Source organism: Microbacterium sp. KU4F, from assembly GCF_056868075.1.
Map to the genome: position 1 here is coordinate 2,045,077 of NZ_CP200324.1, position 16,210 is coordinate 2,061,286.

Consider the following 16,210-nt stretch of genomic DNA (forward strand, 5'->3'; position numbering starts at 1 on the left):
CCTTCTGACCCGCGATCCGCGCACCCCGGCTCCTAACATGGGGAAGTGGATCAGCTGTTCGCGTTCCTCCAGCACAACTGGTGGCTCGCCTTCCCCCTCATGGGCGTCGCCGGCGGCGTTGCGCGCGCGTGGGAGCGGGCCGCGAAGCGGCGGCACGAACGGCGGCTCGAGCTGATTCGAGCCAAGACCGGAGCGATCCCATCGACACCGACCGAACAGCGCCCGCCGTCGACGGGGTCCGCGCTCGCACGCACTCTCGCCGAACACGACGCGACCACGGCGCGCTGGCTCGAGTACGAGCTCGACGTCGCGAAGATGATCGCCTACCCCGCCATGAGCGACGGGCGCCAGGAGCTCACCGCCGCGTTCCTGCGCGCCAAACGGGTCGCGGATCGGATGCGGCCCGCCTCCGTCGATGCCGAGATCACTTCCGCAGAGCTCGCCGCCTACCAGAACGCCGTCACCGATTACGAGGTGGCCTTCGACGTCGCCGAGCGCGAGGCGCGGCGCGTGCGGGATGCCGGGTTCACGCCATCCGAGCGCAAGCGCTTGGAGACCGCCCAGCAGCTGCTGTCGGTCGCGGTCGACGAGGCGGCGACTCCCGCCGAACGTCAGCTCGCCTACCGCCGGGTGCGCGAAGAGCTCGACGGCTTGATCTCGCTCTCCGACGCGGCGATCGACGAGCTCGAGCGACGCGTCGCCCTGGAGCTGCCGGCAGCCGCTGCAACGAGCGAACCGGTGCCGCCGGACGGCGACGAGGCCGCTGCGAGGGGCGGGCACGACTCATCCACGGCCGAGCCGAAGGAGGGGCACCGGCACGAACCGCCGATGCCCCCGGGCCCCCGCGACGCCCCCCAGCGACACTCACATCCATAACGCAGGCCACGTCTCCTCAGGCAATCGCCTAGTGTGGACGCCGTCCAAAGATATACCACGTCCACCTTTCCCTTCAGGATCCATGCCCGAGTCACTGCGCGCACGTAGGAAGCGCGAAACCGAGAACGCGATCGAGATCGCGGCCGTCGAGCTCGCCCTCGAACGCGGACACGCCGCCGTTACGGTCGCCGACATCTGCAAGCGCGCCGATGTGTCGCGCAGCACGTTCTTCAACTACATGAGCTCCCGCGAGACCGCCCTCTTCGGCCGCTCGCTCCATCTCCTGCCGGCCGAGCACGCCGCCGTCATCATCGAGATGTCGGCGGATGTCCCGCTGACCACGGCTGTCTTCCGCCTGATCATCGCCTCGATCGGCCACGCGCAGATCAACGCCGTGGTGGCGGAGGGGCGCAATCGGATGCTGCTCGAACAGCCCGACACACAGGCCGCGATCCTCGCCCCCTTCCTCTCGCTCACTACGGAGCTCACGGCGTTCCTCGCGCCGTGGCTCGCCGCTCACCCCGAGCGCCGGCGGCTCGCCGCCGATGGAACGTCGATCGTGCGCGAGGCGTCGCTCACGGTGCTGGTGACTGTCTCCGCCTTCCAGGCGCTCATCTCCGACACCACGGGCACGGGCGACGTGGAGGCCACCGAGGCGGCGTTCCGCGACTCCGTCCGCAAGCTCGCCCTGCTCGCCGAGGAGAGCGCGCGCTGAACGCGGAACGCGTGGAAGGCAAGAGCGCGTCGAACGCAAGGACGCACTGAACACCAGAACGCGCCGCACCCCGGAGGATGCGGCGCGTTCTGCGACGATCGTCAGGACGTCAGTGCGTCCACCCACGCCTGGTTCTCGGCGATCCAGTCGGCGACCGCCGGGGCGTAGTCGTTGCCGCTGCCGCCGGAGTTGAACATCGCATCCTCGAGCGAGTAGAGGGTGTCGTTGTCCATCTTGAACGACGAGAGCCAGTCGTTCACCTCGGGGAAGTCGTCCTTGAAGTTCGACGACGTCACCGTGTGGATGCCCTCGGCGTCACCGAGCAGGCCGTCCGGGTCCTCGAGGTCCTTGAGCGGGAAGGCGTTGTAGGCCCAGTGCGGACGCCACAGGGTCACGGCGATGTCCTTGCCCGCATCCGTCGCCGCCTGGAGCTCGGTGAGCATCGCCGGCGTCGAAGAGGTCACGAAGTCGAGGCCTTCCAGGCCGTAGCCGGGGATGACCTCGTCCTGCGTGACGGTCACGAGACCCGATCCGGCCTCGATGCCGACGAGACGGTTGCCGAAGACGTCGGCGTTGTCGGCGAGCTCGGTGAGCGAGTCGATGGGAGCATCCTCGTTGACGGCGATCGTCAGCTTGGCCTCATCGTTCCAGGCGCCGAGGTCGACCAGGTCGTCGCCGTAGGTCTCCAAGTACTGGGCGTGGGTCAGCGGCAGCCAGGTGTCCAGCGTCAGGTCGTAGTCGCCGTTCGCGATACCGGTGTAGACCGCTGCCGGGTCCGCGTACTCCAGCTCGACCTCGTAGCCCTGCTCCTCGAGCACGTTCTTCCACAGCTCGGACGCGGCGATGCCCTCGTCCCAGCCGTTGAACACGGCGATCGTGATGGGGCGCTCGCCCGATCCTTCACCCGCATCGCCGGCGGCCGAGCAGCCGGTCAGGGCGAGGGCGGCGACGCCCGCGAGGGCGATGCCCACGGTCAGGTTCTTCTTGGTGACAGTCATCTGCAGTCCTCTCCGTCCGCGTGCTGTCGCGGACAAGGTCGGTACGGCACGTCGAGTGTCGACGGCCGCTCGCGAGTGATGAGCTCGCAAGTCTCGGATGGGTGGGCGCGCGCTCAGGCCGCGCGGGTGAGCTCGCGGCGTCGGCCGAGGAGCGCGCGCTTGGGGCGGGGGCCCGCGAAGCTCGAGGTAACGCGGTCGAGGATCATCGCGATGATCACGACGGCGAGACCCGCCTCCACACCCAGCGCGATGTCGATCCGGCTCAGCGCCTGGACGATCTGACCGCCGAGGCCGCCCGCTCCGACCATGCCGGCGATGACGACCATCGACAGGCTGAGCATGATGACCTGGTTCACGCCGGCCATGATGCTCGGAAGCGCGAGGGGCAGCTGGATCTGACGAAGGATGCGGCCGGGCGACGCTCCGAAGGCATGGCCGGCTTCCACGACCTCGGTGTCCACGCCGCGGATGCCGAGCTCCGTCAGTCGCACACCCGGAGACATCGCGAAGACGATGGTGGCGACGATGCCGGGCACGGGTCCCACGCTGAACATGATCAGGGCGGGGATCAGGTAGACGAAGGCGGGCATCGTCTGGAGGAAGTCGAGCACGGGTCGCACGACGGCGGAGACGCGATCGCTGCGAGCGGCCCAGATGCCGAGGGGAAGCGCGATGGCGACCGCGATCACGGCGGCGATGATCACCAGCGCGAGGGTGTCCATGGCCGCATCCCACTGATCGATCGTGACCATCAGCAGGAGCCCGATCGCCGTGCCCAAGGCGAGCTTCCACCCCTTCGCGAAGAACGCGAGCGCGACGAAGACGACGATGATTACCCAGAACGGCGGACCGGACAGCACCGTGTCGAGTCCGTCGTAGAGGGCACGGAAGGCGACGCTGATCCCGTCGAAGAGCCACGAGAAGGTCTTGATGATCCAGCGGACGGCGGTCTCGACGACGTCGCCGAGAGGAAGGCGGAAGAGATCGTTCATCGGGCACCTCCCGTGCTCGTGGCGGCGGGTTCGTCGACGACGGCGAGCGTCTCGGTGAGCACGCTCGCCGGCACGGATGCCGGCACGTCGATGACGGGGTTCTCCCGCGTGACCGCGGGAACGTTGCCGAGGGCGGCGAGGAGGGTGACGCGCGGGATCACTCCGACGAGGCGCTGACGCTCGTCGACCACGGCGACGGGGTAGGGCGACTCGACCGAGTGCTCGACGACGTCCGTCAGCGGGTCATCGGGTCCGACCACCTGCTGCGCGCGCTGCACGATGCGGCGCAGGTCGGTCTCTCCCGCCTTGACCGCGCGGATCACGGCACGGTCGGTCACCGCACCGATGTAGCGGCGGTTCTCGACGACGGCCACCGCTCCCGCCTGCAGATCGCGCATGACGCGCAGCGCTCCCCGCATCCCGGCCGACACCGGCGTCGTCGCCTGCGGCGGCGCCATCACGGACGAGGCGGTCAGCACGCGCGCGCGGTCGACGTCCTGCACGAACTGGGCGACGTAGTCGTTCGCCGGGTCGGTGAGGATCTCCTCCGGGGTGCCGTTCTGCACGATGCGGCCGTCACGCATGACGGCGATGCGGTCGCCCAGGAACATGGCCTCGTTCAGGTCGTGCGTGATGAAGACGATCGTGCGGCCAAGCTCCTGCTGCAGCTCGATCAGCTGCTCCTGCATCTCGCGACGGATGAGGGGGTCCAGGGCCGAGAAGGCCTCGTCCATCAGCAGGATGTCGGTGCCGGAGGTGAGGGCGCGGGCGAGCCCGACGCGCTGGCGCATTCCGCCGGAGAGCTCTCCCGGCATCGCGTCGACGCGGTCGCCGAGACCCACCTTGTCCAGGATCTCCCGTGCCCGCTCACGGCGCTCCTGCGTACCGACGCCCTGGATCTCCAGCGCGTAGGCGGCGTTGTCGAGCACCGTGCGGTGCGGCAGGAGCGCGAAGTGCTGGAACACCATCGAGATCGACGAGCGACGGACGCGGCGCAGCTGCGCGGCCGAGGCGGCGGTCACGTTCTGGCCCTGCACGAGCACCTCGCCGGCGCTCGGGGGCAGCAGACCGTTCAGCATGCGGATGATGGTCGACTTGCCGGAGCCGGAGAGGCCCATGATCACGAAGATCTCGCCCGGGTCGACCGTGAAGCTCGCGTCGATCACCGCGGCGGTGCCGCGGTCCGACACGTCGGCGCGGGTCTTGCCCGCACGCAGCTGCTCGATGACGGACTTGGGGTTCTTGCCGAAGACCTTGAACAGGTTCCGGGCCTCAATGGCATGTTCGACACTCACGTGGATTGCACCTCGGCAGTCCGGTGCACAGACTGCATCGGTCACGCCCGGGTGGACGACCACGGGCGGTCGCGTCGGGAGGCGCGACACGCACGGGCTCCGGGCATAGGACCCGGGCACGGTCGTCGACCGTACGCTCGCCGACGCGCTCCCGAAGGGGCATCAGGCGACCGCGGACTGGTCGTGGGGCCCGGCGACGGGCCTTTTCCAACGTGTCACGCGTTTTCGGGGTTCGCAAGTCGGCTCACGCGGTTGCCGCATCCGACCGATCGCGCTACCGCGCCCGCGCGGTATCAAACGTCGTCCGCGAACGCACATGCGGTGTGGATCCGGGCCCCGATCCCGATCGATCGCCGCCGCTCAGGCCGGGGCCGGTTCGATGAAGAAGTTGTCGCGGAACAGCCCGGTCGGATCCCAGATCGCCTTCAATCTGCCGAGGCGCTCCAGGTGGGAAGGCGGGAAGGCCCGAGCCAGGACCTCGGGGCCCGTATCGGTCTCGAAGCTGAGGTACATGCCCTCCATCGCCGGCACCAGATCCGCCCACCGCTGCTCCAGCTCCTCCGAACTGCCGCCGAGCATCGCGAGCAGGAAGTTCGCGTCCCGCCATCCGTACGCGACTGCGTCCGCCGCGACGTTCGCGACCGCACCTCCGGCGGAACGGATGCTGAGGATGAACGACGACCGCGACGACAGCAGCTTCGTGAGCTTCACCGCCACATCGTGGTCGAGATGGCGGACCAGCCCGGAGTGCCCGTGCGGCTCCCCCTGCCCGTGCTGCACCTCGCCGCCGGCGGGCAGTTCGAGCAGCGCGGCGTAGGGGAGCATCTGGATGGACTGGTTCGCCATCGGGGCGAGCCCGGCGAAAGGCTGCAATCTCTCGACGACCGTCTCCGGGTCCTGCTCGTCCACGAGGATCAGCGCCTGCACCACTGTCGGGGCGCCCGGAGCCGCGGGACCGATCATGAGCGTCCCGGTCACGGTCGGGTCTGCGTGCTCGATGGTGCTCCCCCATCCCTCGAGGAAGGCGGTGAGGTCGTCGGGGACGAAGACGAGCATCGCGAACCCGACCTGCTCGGAGACGGGGTGCGCCTCGAACTCGAACGAGACCACGACTCCGAAGTTCGCCCCTGCGCCGCGTACCGCCCAGAACAGGTCCGCGTTCTCCGATGCGCTCGCACGCACGAGCTCGCCGTCCGCGGTGACGATGTCGACCGCGCGGAGGTGGTCGATCGTGAGGCCGCGTTCGCGGACGAACCAGCCGATCCCCGCCGTCGTGGCCAGTCCCCCTACTCCCACGCCGCCGTAGTCGCCGGCGGTGATGGCGAGGTTGTGCGGCGAGAGCGTCCTCGCGACCTCTCGCCAGCGGGCGCCTGGGCCGACGCGGACCTTGGCGCCATCGACGTCGATCGCGTTCAGGGCGTCCAGGGCGATGACGATGCCCCCGTTGTTCAGTGAACGCCCCGACAGGCCGTGCCCGCCGCTGAACAGGCCCAGGGGCAGACCCCGATGCCGTGCGGCGAATCGCACGGCATCCTGCACCTCCGCCGGAGACTCCGGGCGGATGATCAGACCGGGGCGGGCGCCACGGAAGTAGCTCGACGTGTACCGGGCGTAGCCGCGGTCGCCGGGCAGCAGGACCCGCGCGGCGAGCGCTTCGGGGATCGGGTCGTCGGCGAAGGCGCGCGCCACCGGCCGTGCGAGGGCGGGTCGCGAGCTCCGCCGGGCCCGCTCGACTCGGTCTCGGATGCGGGGAGCCGTTTCATTGGCGAACGTGCGGAGTTCCCGCGGGTCGTCCGAACCCATGATGAAGACGCTGATCCCGTGCTCGACCGCGAGCTCGGCCAGGTCTTCCGCGTCGTACTGCGGGGTCACGTTCAGCAGGCGGGTCACGTCTCGCGGATCACGTCCCGCTGCGCGGGCGGAATCATCGATGACGCGGTTTCCGCGTTCGATGTCGCCCGGCTTCATCCAGGGCAGACTCGGCAACCACCCGTCGCCCTTGCGTCCGATGATCCGCTGCATGCGCGGCTTGTACGCCCCCACCCAGATCGGGATCTCGTGCGAGGGAGCCGGTCCGCGGGCGGCGCCGGCGACGCGGTGGTACTCCCCTGCCACAGACAACGGCGACGGATCCGAGGTGTCCCAGAGGCCCCTGATGATGTCGAGCGCTTCATCCAGGCCGCTCACCGCCTCGGCGGGGGTCAACAGCGGCGCACCCATCGTCGCCATCGCATCGAAGTAGCCTCCCGTGCCGATCCCCAGCTCCGCCCTTCCTTCGCTGAGTCGGTCCAGGCTCGCCATGGCCCGGGCCAGGACCGCGGGCTGGCGCAGCGGGAGATTCAACACGTTCCCCGAGACGTGGATGCGGGAGGTCTTCGCGGCGACCCACGCCAAGAGAGTCCACGTGTCCTGGAGCACCGGCAGGTACGGGTGGTCCTGGAACGTCACGAGGTCCAAGCCGAGCTCCTCGCTGAGCATGGCCAGGTCGACGGGGCGCTGCGGGGCGGACGCGATCGGGGTGACGAAGCTGCCGAATCGCAGCGTGTGGAGGTAGTCGGGCACGCACTCAGCCTCGGCAGACGGAACGTCATTGACAAACGCTGCATAAGTTACTTACTTTTGGTGCGTGACTGACGCTTCCGCCGACGCAACTCGCGCGCCGCTCCACATCGACGATGAGGAATGCCGACGCCTCGCGGGCGTGATGGAACTCGTCGGCAAGCGCTGGTCCAGCGGCATCCTGCTGGCGTTGGGGACGGGCGCGGAACGCTTCAGCGAGATCGAGCGCCGGGTCAAAGGACTCTCCGCCCGGATGCTCAGCGTGCGCCTGCGCGAACTCGACATGGCCGGGCTCGTCGAGCGCATCGTCGCACCGACCACCCCGGTCAGCATCTCGTATCGCCTTTCCGAGCGGGGGCGTGAGCTGCTGCGCTCCCTGCAACCCATGGCGCAGTACGCCAGGCGCTGGGAGCCTCCCGTCTCCCGGGATCTGTCCGCCGAAGCCTGACGCGGGCACTCGTTTCCGGAGGCGACGCACGCTTCGTCTCGTGTCGTTGCGGAGCACACTGGCGCCTCGTCTCTTGACATGGCCACATCCGTCGTTGCATGGTTAGTTAGTCAAGTAATGAACCACCGAACGGGGAACCAGTGATCGAAGAGGGCAAACCACTCTTCCTCCAGATCGCGGAGAGCGTCGAGGACGCGATCGTCGATGGCAGCCTCCGCGAGGAAGACCAGGCGCCGTCGACAAACGAGCTCGCCGCGTTCCACCGCATCAATCCCGCCACCGCGGCCAAAGGAGTCAACATGCTCGTCGACAAGGGAGTGCTCTACAAGCGCCGCGGCGTGGGCATGTTCGTCGCCCCCGGCGCCCGCGAGGCGCTCCGCAACGAACGCCGCTCCGCGTTCGCGGACCGATTCGTCGAGCCGCTGCTCGCCGAAGCCCGCCGGCTCGGACTCGGCCCGGAGGACATCACGCATCTCATCGCCGACCGCGCCGCCGGCGCACTGAACGAAGGAGACACCAAGTGACCGCCGTGATCGAGGTCAGCGCGCTGACCAAGCGGTACCGCGACACCCTCGCGATCGACGAGGTCAGCTTCCGGATCGAGAAGGACGCCATCTACGGGCTCCTCGGACGCAACGGAGCGGGCAAGACCACGATCATGTCGATCCTGACCGCGCAGAACTTCGCCACCTCCGGCGAGGTGCGCGTGTTCGGCGAAGACCCGTACGAGAACGCCCGCGTGCTCTCCAGGGTCTGCTTCGTTCGCGAGAGCCAGCGGTACCCCGACGACGCCCTACCCGTCCACGCGTTCCGCATCGCGCGACTCTTCTTCCCGAACTGGGACCAGGAGCTCGCCGAACGCCTCATCGCCGACTTCCGGCTGCCGATGAAGACGCGCATCAAGAAGCTCTCGCGCGGACAGCTCTCCGCGGTCGGGGTCATCATCGGCATCGCCTCGCGCGCCGAGATCACCTTCTTCGACGAGCCGTACCTCGGACTGGATGCGGTCGCCCGCCAGATCTTCTACGACCGGCTCCTCGAGGACTACGCCGAGCACCCCCGCACCATCATCCTGTCGAGTCACTTGATCGACGAGGTCGCCAACCTCCTCGAGAAGGTCATCGTCGTCGAGGGAGGTCGCGTCCTGCTCGACGAGGACACCGAGGCGCTGCGCGATCGCGCGACGAGTGTCGTCGGCGACGCCGAGGCGGTCGACGCCTTCGTCGCCGGCCGCGAGCTACTGCACCGCGAGAGCCTCGGCCGCGTCGCATCCGTCACCGTCCTCGGCACGCTCACCCCGGACGAGCGCGTGCGCATGCGGGATGCCGGTCTCGAGGTCGCTCCGGTGTCACTGCAACAGCTCGTCGTGCGCCTCACGCAGCGCGTCGAATCCCCCGCCCTCGAGAACGGAGTCGTGCGATGAACCGCATCCTCAAGGTCGTGCGCATGCAGCTGACCAACAGACAGACCTTCATCTGGGTTCCGCTGATCGTCCTCGGCGGTGCCTTCGCTCTCAACATGGCGGTCTACGGCATCCTCGTCAGCGCGGGAGTGACCGGGAACTTCTACAGCGGTGCCGCGCAGGCGCCTCTCTGGTACTTCGCCGTCATCGGCTCGCAGGCGTTGATCATGACGTTCCCGTTCTCGCAGGCCATGAGCGTGACGCGGCGCGAGTTCTTCATCGGCACGATGCTGACGGCGGTTCTCACCGCCGTCATGCTCGCCGTGATCTTCGTCATCGGCGGGCTCATCGAGACTGCGACCGGAGGCTGGGGGTTCAACGGCTACTTCTTCGCCGTCGGGGTCGTCTGGGAGTCTGGATCGGTGCTGGCGGGGCTCTTCTACTTCGTGCTCGCCATGTTGTTCTTCATCGCCGGATTCTGGGGCGCGACGATCCTCAAGCGTTTCGGCACGTTGTGGCTGGTCGTCACGCTCGTCGGGATCGCCGCCGTCATCGTGCTGGCTCTGTTCGCCGTGACGCGGATGGACGCCTGGTCGTACGTCTCCGACTGGTTCGCATCGATCGGGTTCGGCGGTATCACCCTCCTGACCGCGGCGGTCGCCGCAGTGCTCGCCGCGATCGCCTTCCCGACGCTGCGCCGCGCCACTCCCTGACGACGGGATGATGGAGGTGGCGCGATCTCGGATCAGTACCCGAGTCCGCCGTCGAGAAGGAGAACGACATGAGCGAGTTCGCACGGCGCGTCGATGCCATCACCGTCGACCAGCTGCGATCCACCGGGGCCACCAAGTGGGCGGCGGAGGACGGCACCCTGGGCGCGTTCGTGGCGGAGATGGACTTCGGCATCGATCCGAAGATCACCGAGGCACTGCACCGAGCCGTGGACGCCGGGTCGTTCGGCTACATGCCGCGGGGGATCGCGACGGATCTCTCCGAGGCGACGGCTGAGTTCGTCGCTCGCCGCTACGGCTGGCAGGTTCCGGCATCGGATGTGTGGGGCGTTCCGGACGTCATCGTCGGCCTCGAACTCGCCATGGAGCACTGCAGTGCGCCGGGCTCCAAGATCATCGTGCCGACGCCCTCCTATATGCCGTTTCTGTTCGTGCCGCCGATGCGCGGACGAGAGGTCATCGAGGTCCCGCTCGCCGTCCGTGACGGTCGGTACGAGTTCGACCTCGACGCCCTGCAGCGGGCGTTCGACGACGGCGGGAACCTCCTGCTGCTGTGCAACCCGTACAACCCGGTGGGTCGTGTCTTCAGCCGCGAAGAGCTCGTCGCCGTCGCCGAGGTCGTCGAGCGCAACGGCGGGCGCGTGTTCTCCGACGAGATCTGGGCCCCGCTCGTCTTCAGTGGATCGACCCATGTCCCGTACGCGTCGGTCTCCGAGGCGGCCGCGCAGCACACGATCACCGCGATGAGCGCGTCCAAGGCCTGGAACCTGCCCGGGCTGAAGTGCGCGCAGCTCGTGCTCACGAGCGACGCCGACCGGGAGAAGTGGGCGAAGATCGGCCCGTTCGGCGGCCACGGCACCAGCAACCTCGGCGCCATCGCCAACACGGTGGCTTACCGCGACGGCGACGACTGGCTCGCCGAGCTCGTGCCCTACCTCGAACGAAATCGCGACGCCCTGCAGGACCTCCTCGCCGAAGAGATCCCGGGCGCTTGGATGCCGAAGCCCGAGGGAACCTACGTCGGATGGATCGACTTCCGAAGCGCCGGCCTCGGTGACGCGCCCGCCGAATTCTTCCAGCGGGAGGCATCCGTGGGGCTGACGGAGGGAACCATGTGCGGCGTGGCCGGCACGGGCTTCGCGCGGCTCATCTTCGCGACCCCGAGGCCGGTGCTCGAGCACGTCGTGCGTCGACTCGGCACCTCGCTGCGCGCGCGTTCGGCGGCGTGAGGTTCGGGGCTGATCGCCCCGCTCTGAGAGGGATCAGTCGGTGGCGGACGCGGCCGCTTCGTGGTGGCGGATCACTTCGGCGACGACGAAGTTGAACCACTTCTCGGCGAACGCCGGGTCGAGGTCCGCCTGCAGCGCGAGACTGCGCAGGCGTGCCAGCTGGCGCTCCTCGCGTGCCGGGTCGGAAGGGGGAAGGCCATGCTCCGCCTTCAGAGCTCCGACGGCCTTCGTGCAGCGGAAACGCTCCGCGAGCATGAAGGTCAGCGCAGCATCGATGTTGTCGATGCTGGCGCGCAGCCCCTGGAGGGTGGAGATCGGGTCGACGGGCTCGGTCATGGCGTCCTCCTCGGCCTCGACACTACCGCGCGTGCCGCGCCCTAGAGTGTGGGCATGACCGATGAATCGGCTGGGTCCGTCAATCCCGCATCCGCCCCGCCCACCGCCACGGGTCTGCGCTGGCGCGCCGTGCACCACCCGTTCGCGCTCGGATTCTTCGTCACGCTCGGGGGCCTGCTCGCACTGGTGCTGGGACTCGCGGTCTCCAACCTGTCCACGGTGCTGATCTATGTGGCATTCGCCCTGTTCGCCGCCCTCGGCCTCGACCCCCTCGTGCGCTTCTTCGAGAAGCGCGGCGTCGCACGCGTCTGGGGCATCGTCATCGTGTTCGTCGGCTTCGCGATCGTGCTGGTCGGGGTGCTGCTGCTCATCATCCCGACCGTGGTGCAGCAGATCGCGGAGTTCGTGAACGGCGTGCCGCAGCTGTTCACCACGTTCCAGCAGAGCGAGCTGTATCGATCGCTGCACGACACGTTCGGCAGCGTCCTGCCGGACATCCTCGGTCACGTGCAGGACTTCATCACCAACCCGACCAACATCGCCTCGATCAGCGGCGGCGTGCTCAAGGTCGGCGTCTCGATCGTCACCGGAATCTCCGGCGGCATCATCATCCTGGTGCTGAGCCTCTACTTCACGGCCTCCCTGCCGATGATGAAGAAGTCGCTGCTGTCGCTGGCTCCCGCCTACTCGCGCACCAAGGTCGCCTCTCTCACCGAGGAGATCGCGGACTCCATCGGCGGCTACCTGCGCGGCATGGTCGTCCTCGCGCTGTGCAACGCCGTGTTCGTGCTCATCATGTTCCTGGTGCTCGGGTTGCCCTTCCCCCAGCTGTTCGCCGTCGTGGCGTTCTGCGTCACCCTCATCCCGCTCGTCGGAACGGTGCTGTTCTGGGTGATCGGCTCGGTGTTCGCCCTGTTCGCCAGCCCCATGGGCGCACTGGTGTTCGCAATCGCGTACCTCGTCTACATGCAGCTCGAGGCATACCTGCTCACGCCCCGCGTCATGAACCGCACGATCTCGATCCCGGGCTCGCTCGTGGTGATCGGAGCGCTGGTGGGCGGCACGCTGCTCGGGCTGCTCGGGGCGCTGGTCGCGATCCCCGTGACCGCGTCGGTCCTGCTCATCGTGAAGCAGGTCATCATCCCGAAGCAGGACGCGAAGCTGCATCCCGACAGCTGAGAGGGTCTGCGTTTCGACTCTGCGTTTCGACGAGGGCATCGAGGAGACGAAACGCGGCGAACCGCTCAGCGGATGGGCAGCAGGCAGGTCGGGGACGGCACCGCGACGCGAGAGCGCACACGCCCCGCGATGCCGGTGCGAAGATCCAGCGACACGGCGGCGACCTCGTCCGATCGCTGACCGGCCACCAGCACCGTGTCGCGCGAGACGACGTGGTGACGCGGCCAGTCCACGCCGCTGTCGGCGAGGGCGACGAACTGCAGCTGCTCCCCCGCGCCGGCTACGCGCACCGTGGCGAGCGTGTTGCTCCCACGCACGCCGGCGACGAGGAACGAGCCGTCGGAGGATGCGGCGAGCTCCGCCGCCGTGTCGCCGTCGAGGGTTCCCGCAAGCGGAACGCCGCCGACCAGACGCCACGCGCCCGACGCATCCGGCGCCAGCACGAACACCTCCCGCGAGAGTTCCGCCACGACGTAGAGATGACCGCTCGGGTGCCACACGCCGTGGCGTGGGCCGCTGCCGCGGGGCAGCACGACCTCGCCCGCAGCCCGCAGCCTGTCGCCGGACGGGCGCCAGAACCGCACGAGATCGAAGCCCATGTCGGTCGTGGCGATGGCGCCGCCGGGGAGAAGGATGCTCTGGTGGGCGTGCGGGGTGCGCTCCAACACGGGCGTCTCGAGCTCCGGAGCGAGAGGCGCCTCCGCCTCCCCCAGGTGCGGGATGAGGTGCGCGTACTCCTCACCCGCCGCGTCCCGTAGGGCGCGGGCGGCCGCTTCGAGGCTGACGTCGGCCGCTTCGGCGACGGCGGTGGACACCGACATTCCCGAACCGGCATACGGATCGACGGGTGCCGGCGCGAGCGAAGGCCCTGACGGGCGGCCGGTGGCGTCCAGCGTCATCCGCACGACGCGGCCGTCTCCCCAGCACGTCGCCATGAGCCAGGCGCCGTCGGGTGCGACGGCGATGTGGCAGACGGCCTCGCCGGCCGGGATCGCCGGGCCGAGGCGCTCGTAGCGTGACTCCCCGGTGCGACGGAAGGCCTGCACCGCGCCCGCCGACTCGAGAGCCGCGTAGATAACGTCGAGAGTGGGATGGCGAGCGACCCACGAGGGCGAGCCGTCGACGGCGGCGACCACGCCGGCGTAGGCGAGAGCAGATCCCGCGAGCGACTGATCAGCGGCACCCGCATGCAGCTCGCCGATGCCCTCGCCGATGCCGTCCATCTCGGCGCCGTAGCCGCCGGTGAGCAGCCGCACGTCAGTCGACGAGGTCGTGGCGCACGATGACGGCGTCGCGGGCGGCGCCCACGCCGATCACCGAGATGCGCGTGCCGCTCAGCCGCTCGAGCGCCAGCACGTAGTCCTGCGCCGTCTGCGGCAGCTCCTCGAACGTGCGTGCGCTCGAGATGTCCTCAGACCATCCGGGCAGGTACTCGAGGATCGGCTTGGCGTGGTGGAACTCGGTCTGGTTCACCGGGACCTCGTCGAAGCGCACGCCGTCGACGTCGTAGGCGACGCAGACCGGGATCTGCTCGAGGCCGGTCAGGATGTCGAGCTTGGTGAGCACGAGGTCGGTGATGCCGTTGATGCGCGTGGCGTAGCGCGTGATCGGCGCGTCGTACCAGCCGACCCGGCGTGGGCGACCCGTCGTGGTGCCGAACTCGAAACCGCGCGAACGCAGCCACTCGCCCTGCTCGTCGAAGAGCTCGGTCGGGAAGGGACCGGACCCGACGCGCGTCGTGTACGCCTTGACGATGCCCACGATCCGGTCGAGTCGGTTCGGGCCGACGCCCGAGCCGGTCGCCGCGCCGCCGGCGGTCGCCGACGACGAGGTGACGAAGGGGTAGGTGCCGTGATCGACGTCGAGCATCGTGGCCTGACCACCCTCGAAGACGACGACGTCGCCCGCATCCAGCGCGTCGTTGAGCAGCAGACCGGTGTCGCACACCATGGGGCGCAGCCGCTCCGCGTACGAGAGCAGGTCCTCCACGATCTCGTCGACCGTGATGGCGCGGCGGTTGAAGACCTTCACGAGCAGGTGGTTCTTCTGATCGAGCGCTCCCTCGACCTTCTGGCGCAGGATGTTCTCGTCGAACAGGTCCTGGATGCGGATGCCGACGCGGTTGATCTTGTCGGCGTAGGCGGGGCCGATCCCGCGCCCGGTGGTGCCGATCTGACGCTTGCCGAGGAAGCGCTCGGTGACCTTGTCGAGCGTGCGGTGGTACTGCGTGATCACGTGCGCGTTCGCGCTGACTCGCAGGCGCGACGTGTCGACGCCGCGCGCCTGGAGCGCCTCGAGCTCGTAGAAGAGCACCTCGAGGTCGACGACGACACCGTTGCCGATGACGGCGTTCACGCCGGGCGAGAGGATGCCGGAGGGCAGCAGGTGCAGGGCGTACTTCTCGTCGCCGATCACCACCGTGTGCCCGGCGTTGTTGCCGCCGTTGAACTTGACGACCCAGTCGGTGCGCGAGCCGAGCAGATCGGTGGCCTTGCCCTTGCCCTCGTCGCCCCACTGGACGCCGACGATCACGATGCCTGGCATGGGTGGCTCCCTCGAATCGGGTGGCAGATGACGGCGCCTGACGGCACCGGGAGACGCGAACCCGTCGAACGGGAGGTCTTCGGGCAGTCTATCGAGCCGGTCTCGCGCGAGCGCGCGGGGAATATCCCCCTCATCCGGCGCATTGCCTTCCGTGACGCCCGATTGGGCACTATGTCCCCGAGTTCCGAGAATGGACGCATCATGTCCGCCCGAGAAGACCACGCCCGCTGGCACGCCGCGCGCGAACGCGCCGTCGCCGCCCCCACCGGTAACCTCGCCCTCGTCGAGACGCGCTGGACCGGCGCTCGCGCCGATCTCGGCGCCGCGCAGGCCTCGGCCGCGCCCACGGTGCAGGTGACCGAGATCGAGCGCACCGACATCGATACGGGCGAGCCGCAGCACGGACTGCGCTTCTGGGATGCGGCCTCCCCTGCAATCGGCGCCTTCGAACGGATCGACACCTACGACTACGACCCCGACTGGGTCATCGACGGCACGTTCCGACCCGTGGAGGCCTCGCGCACCGTGCCCTTCGAGCACATCCGCGACAACGGCGGCACCCGCGATCTCATCGTCCCCGGCGACATCACCGCGACGATCGCTGGAGTGGAGCGCACCCTCGCCGCCTTCGACGACGGCGGAAAGCTGCTGCTCGTGTTCGGCGACACCACCAACGGCGTCGAAACCTACGGACCCGGCCGCTTCCTCTTCGTGCAGCACGTCGAGGGCGACCCGCACCGGGTCGTGCTCGACTTCAACCGCGCCTTCGTGCCGCCGTGCGGGTTCTCCGCGCAGTACAACTGCCCGCTTCCTCCCGCATCCAACCGCTTCGAGGTTCCGGTGCGCGCGGGCGAGAAGTCCGTCGTCTTCCGCGACGGCTTCGACATCTACGCCGCCTGACGCGGC

Annotated in this window: 16 protein-coding genes; 9 read left to right on the top strand and 7 right to left on the bottom strand. The window is 68.8% G+C overall.

Going from position 1 to position 16,210, the window contains the following annotated elements:
* Positions 1 to 45: 45 nt before the first annotated feature.
* On the top strand, positions 46 to 876 hold the full coding sequence (locus AC1VNH_RS10410) for a hypothetical protein (RefSeq protein WP_483111278.1): 831 nt from the start codon (positions 46 to 48) through the stop codon (positions 874 to 876).
* An 82-nt stretch (positions 877 to 958) separates the two neighbouring features.
* Entirely contained in the window at positions 959 to 1,591 is a 633-nt protein-coding gene (locus AC1VNH_RS10415; protein ID WP_483111279.1) for a TetR/AcrR family transcriptional regulator, read from the top strand.
* 101 nt (positions 1,592 to 1,692) lie between these two features.
* Here AC1VNH_RS10415 and AC1VNH_RS10420 read toward each other — a convergent pair whose 3' ends face one another.
* The 4 genes from AC1VNH_RS10420 to AC1VNH_RS10435 form a co-directional block, all read right to left on the bottom strand.
* A complete protein-coding gene (locus AC1VNH_RS10420; RefSeq protein WP_483111280.1) occupies positions 1,693 to 2,589 on the bottom strand; it encodes a glycine betaine ABC transporter substrate-binding protein in 897 nt (298 codons plus the stop codon).
* 113 nt (positions 2,590 to 2,702) lie between these two features.
* Complete coding sequence (locus AC1VNH_RS10425; protein WP_483111281.1) at positions 2,703 to 3,581, bottom strand: ABC transporter permease; 879 nt, start codon at positions 3,579 to 3,581, stop codon at positions 2,703 to 2,705.
* Entirely contained in the window at positions 3,578 to 4,876 is a 1,299-nt protein-coding gene (locus AC1VNH_RS10430; protein ID WP_483111282.1) for a quaternary amine ABC transporter ATP-binding protein, read from the bottom strand. The genes AC1VNH_RS10425 and AC1VNH_RS10430 overlap by 4 nt, the downstream gene beginning before the upstream one ends.
* Positions 4,877 to 5,236: 360 nt before the next feature.
* Positions 5,237 to 7,438 (bottom strand): LLM class flavin-dependent oxidoreductase, encoded by a 2,202-nt coding sequence (locus tag AC1VNH_RS10435; RefSeq protein WP_483111283.1) that lies wholly within the window; start codon positions 7,436 to 7,438, stop codon positions 5,237 to 5,239.
* Between the two features lie 64 nt (positions 7,439 to 7,502).
* Here AC1VNH_RS10435 and AC1VNH_RS10440 point away from each other — a divergent pair, with 64 nt between their 5' ends.
* The 5 genes from AC1VNH_RS10440 to AC1VNH_RS10460 all read left to right on the top strand — a co-directional run bounded on the left by AC1VNH_RS10440 (position 7,503) and on the right by AC1VNH_RS10460 (position 11,245).
* Complete coding sequence (locus AC1VNH_RS10440; RefSeq protein WP_483111284.1) at positions 7,503 to 7,883, top strand: winged helix-turn-helix transcriptional regulator; 381 nt, start codon at positions 7,503 to 7,505, stop codon at positions 7,881 to 7,883.
* A gap of 140 nt (positions 7,884 to 8,023) precedes the next feature.
* Complete coding sequence (locus tag AC1VNH_RS10445) at positions 8,024 to 8,407, top strand: GntR family transcriptional regulator (protein WP_483111285.1); 384 nt, start codon at positions 8,024 to 8,026, stop codon at positions 8,405 to 8,407.
* Positions 8,404 to 9,306, top strand: coding sequence for an ABC transporter ATP-binding protein (locus tag AC1VNH_RS10450; RefSeq protein ID WP_483111286.1), 903 nt, complete (start codon positions 8,404 to 8,406; stop codon positions 9,304 to 9,306). The genes AC1VNH_RS10445 and AC1VNH_RS10450 overlap by 4 nt, the downstream gene beginning before the upstream one ends.
* Positions 9,303 to 9,998 carry a hypothetical protein gene (locus AC1VNH_RS10455; protein WP_483111288.1) on the top strand — a complete coding sequence of 232 codons (696 nt, stop codon included), beginning with the start codon at positions 9,303 to 9,305 and terminating at the stop codon, positions 9,996 to 9,998. The genes AC1VNH_RS10450 and AC1VNH_RS10455 overlap by 4 nt, the downstream gene beginning before the upstream one ends.
* Positions 9,999 to 10,066: 68 nt before the next feature.
* Positions 10,067 to 11,245, top strand: a complete 1,179-nt coding sequence (locus AC1VNH_RS10460; protein WP_483111289.1) for a MalY/PatB family protein — start codon at positions 10,067 to 10,069, stop codon at positions 11,243 to 11,245.
* A gap of 33 nt (positions 11,246 to 11,278) precedes the next feature.
* Here AC1VNH_RS10460 and AC1VNH_RS10465 read toward each other — a convergent pair whose 3' ends face one another.
* Entirely contained in the window at positions 11,279 to 11,581 is a 303-nt protein-coding gene (locus AC1VNH_RS10465) for a chorismate mutase (RefSeq protein ID WP_234074159.1), read from the bottom strand.
* Between the two features lie 54 nt (positions 11,582 to 11,635).
* On the opposite strand from AC1VNH_RS10465, the gene AC1VNH_RS10470 reads away from it, so the two are divergent.
* Complete coding sequence (locus AC1VNH_RS10470; RefSeq protein ID WP_483111291.1) at positions 11,636 to 12,760, top strand: AI-2E family transporter; 1,125 nt, start codon at positions 11,636 to 11,638, stop codon at positions 12,758 to 12,760.
* 65 nt (positions 12,761 to 12,825) lie between these two features.
* On the opposite strand, the gene AC1VNH_RS10475 is transcribed toward AC1VNH_RS10470, so the two are convergent.
* Positions 12,826 to 14,016 (bottom strand): lactonase family protein, encoded by a 1,191-nt coding sequence (locus AC1VNH_RS10475; RefSeq protein WP_483111293.1) that lies wholly within the window; start codon positions 14,014 to 14,016, stop codon positions 12,826 to 12,828.
* Position 14,017: 1 nt separating this feature from the next.
* On the bottom strand, positions 14,018 to 15,304 hold the full coding sequence (locus AC1VNH_RS10480; protein WP_483111295.1) for an adenylosuccinate synthase: 1,287 nt from the start codon (positions 15,302 to 15,304) through the stop codon (positions 14,018 to 14,020).
* A gap of 201 nt (positions 15,305 to 15,505) precedes the next feature.
* Between AC1VNH_RS10480 and AC1VNH_RS10485 the strand changes: the two genes are divergently transcribed.
* On the top strand, positions 15,506 to 16,204 hold the full coding sequence (locus tag AC1VNH_RS10485) for a DUF1684 domain-containing protein (RefSeq protein WP_243226227.1): 699 nt from the start codon (positions 15,506 to 15,508) through the stop codon (positions 16,202 to 16,204).
* Positions 16,205 to 16,210 lie beyond the last annotated feature (6 nt).

Excerpts from the sequence above, each read along its gene's own strand:
- AC1VNH_RS10425 (WP_483111281.1), bottom strand. The coding sequence starts at position 3,581 with ATGAACGATCTCTTCCGCCTTCCTCTCGGCGACGTCGTCGAGACCGCC.
- AC1VNH_RS10420 (WP_483111280.1), bottom strand. The coding sequence starts at position 2,589 with ATGACTGTCACCAAGAAGAACCTGACCGTGGGCATCGCCCTCGCGGGC.
- AC1VNH_RS10480 (WP_483111295.1), bottom strand. The coding sequence starts at position 15,304 with ATGCCAGGCATCGTGATCGTCGGCGTCCAGTGGGGCGACGAGGGCAAG.
- AC1VNH_RS10485 (WP_243226227.1), top strand. The coding sequence starts at position 15,506 with ATGTCCGCCCGAGAAGACCACGCCCGCTGGCACGCCGCGCGCGAACGC.
- AC1VNH_RS10470 (WP_483111291.1), top strand. The coding sequence starts at position 11,636 with ATGACCGATGAATCGGCTGGGTCCGTCAATCCCGCATCCGCCCCGCCC.
- AC1VNH_RS10460 (WP_483111289.1), top strand. The coding sequence starts at position 10,067 with ATGAGCGAGTTCGCACGGCGCGTCGATGCCATCACCGTCGACCAGCTG.
- AC1VNH_RS10455 (WP_483111288.1), top strand. The coding sequence starts at position 9,303 with ATGAACCGCATCCTCAAGGTCGTGCGCATGCAGCTGACCAACAGACAG.
- AC1VNH_RS10465 (WP_234074159.1), bottom strand. The coding sequence starts at position 11,581 with ATGACCGAGCCCGTCGACCCGATCTCCACCCTCCAGGGGCTGCGCGCC.
- AC1VNH_RS10415 (WP_483111279.1), top strand. The coding sequence starts at position 959 with ATGCCCGAGTCACTGCGCGCACGTAGGAAGCGCGAAACCGAGAACGCG.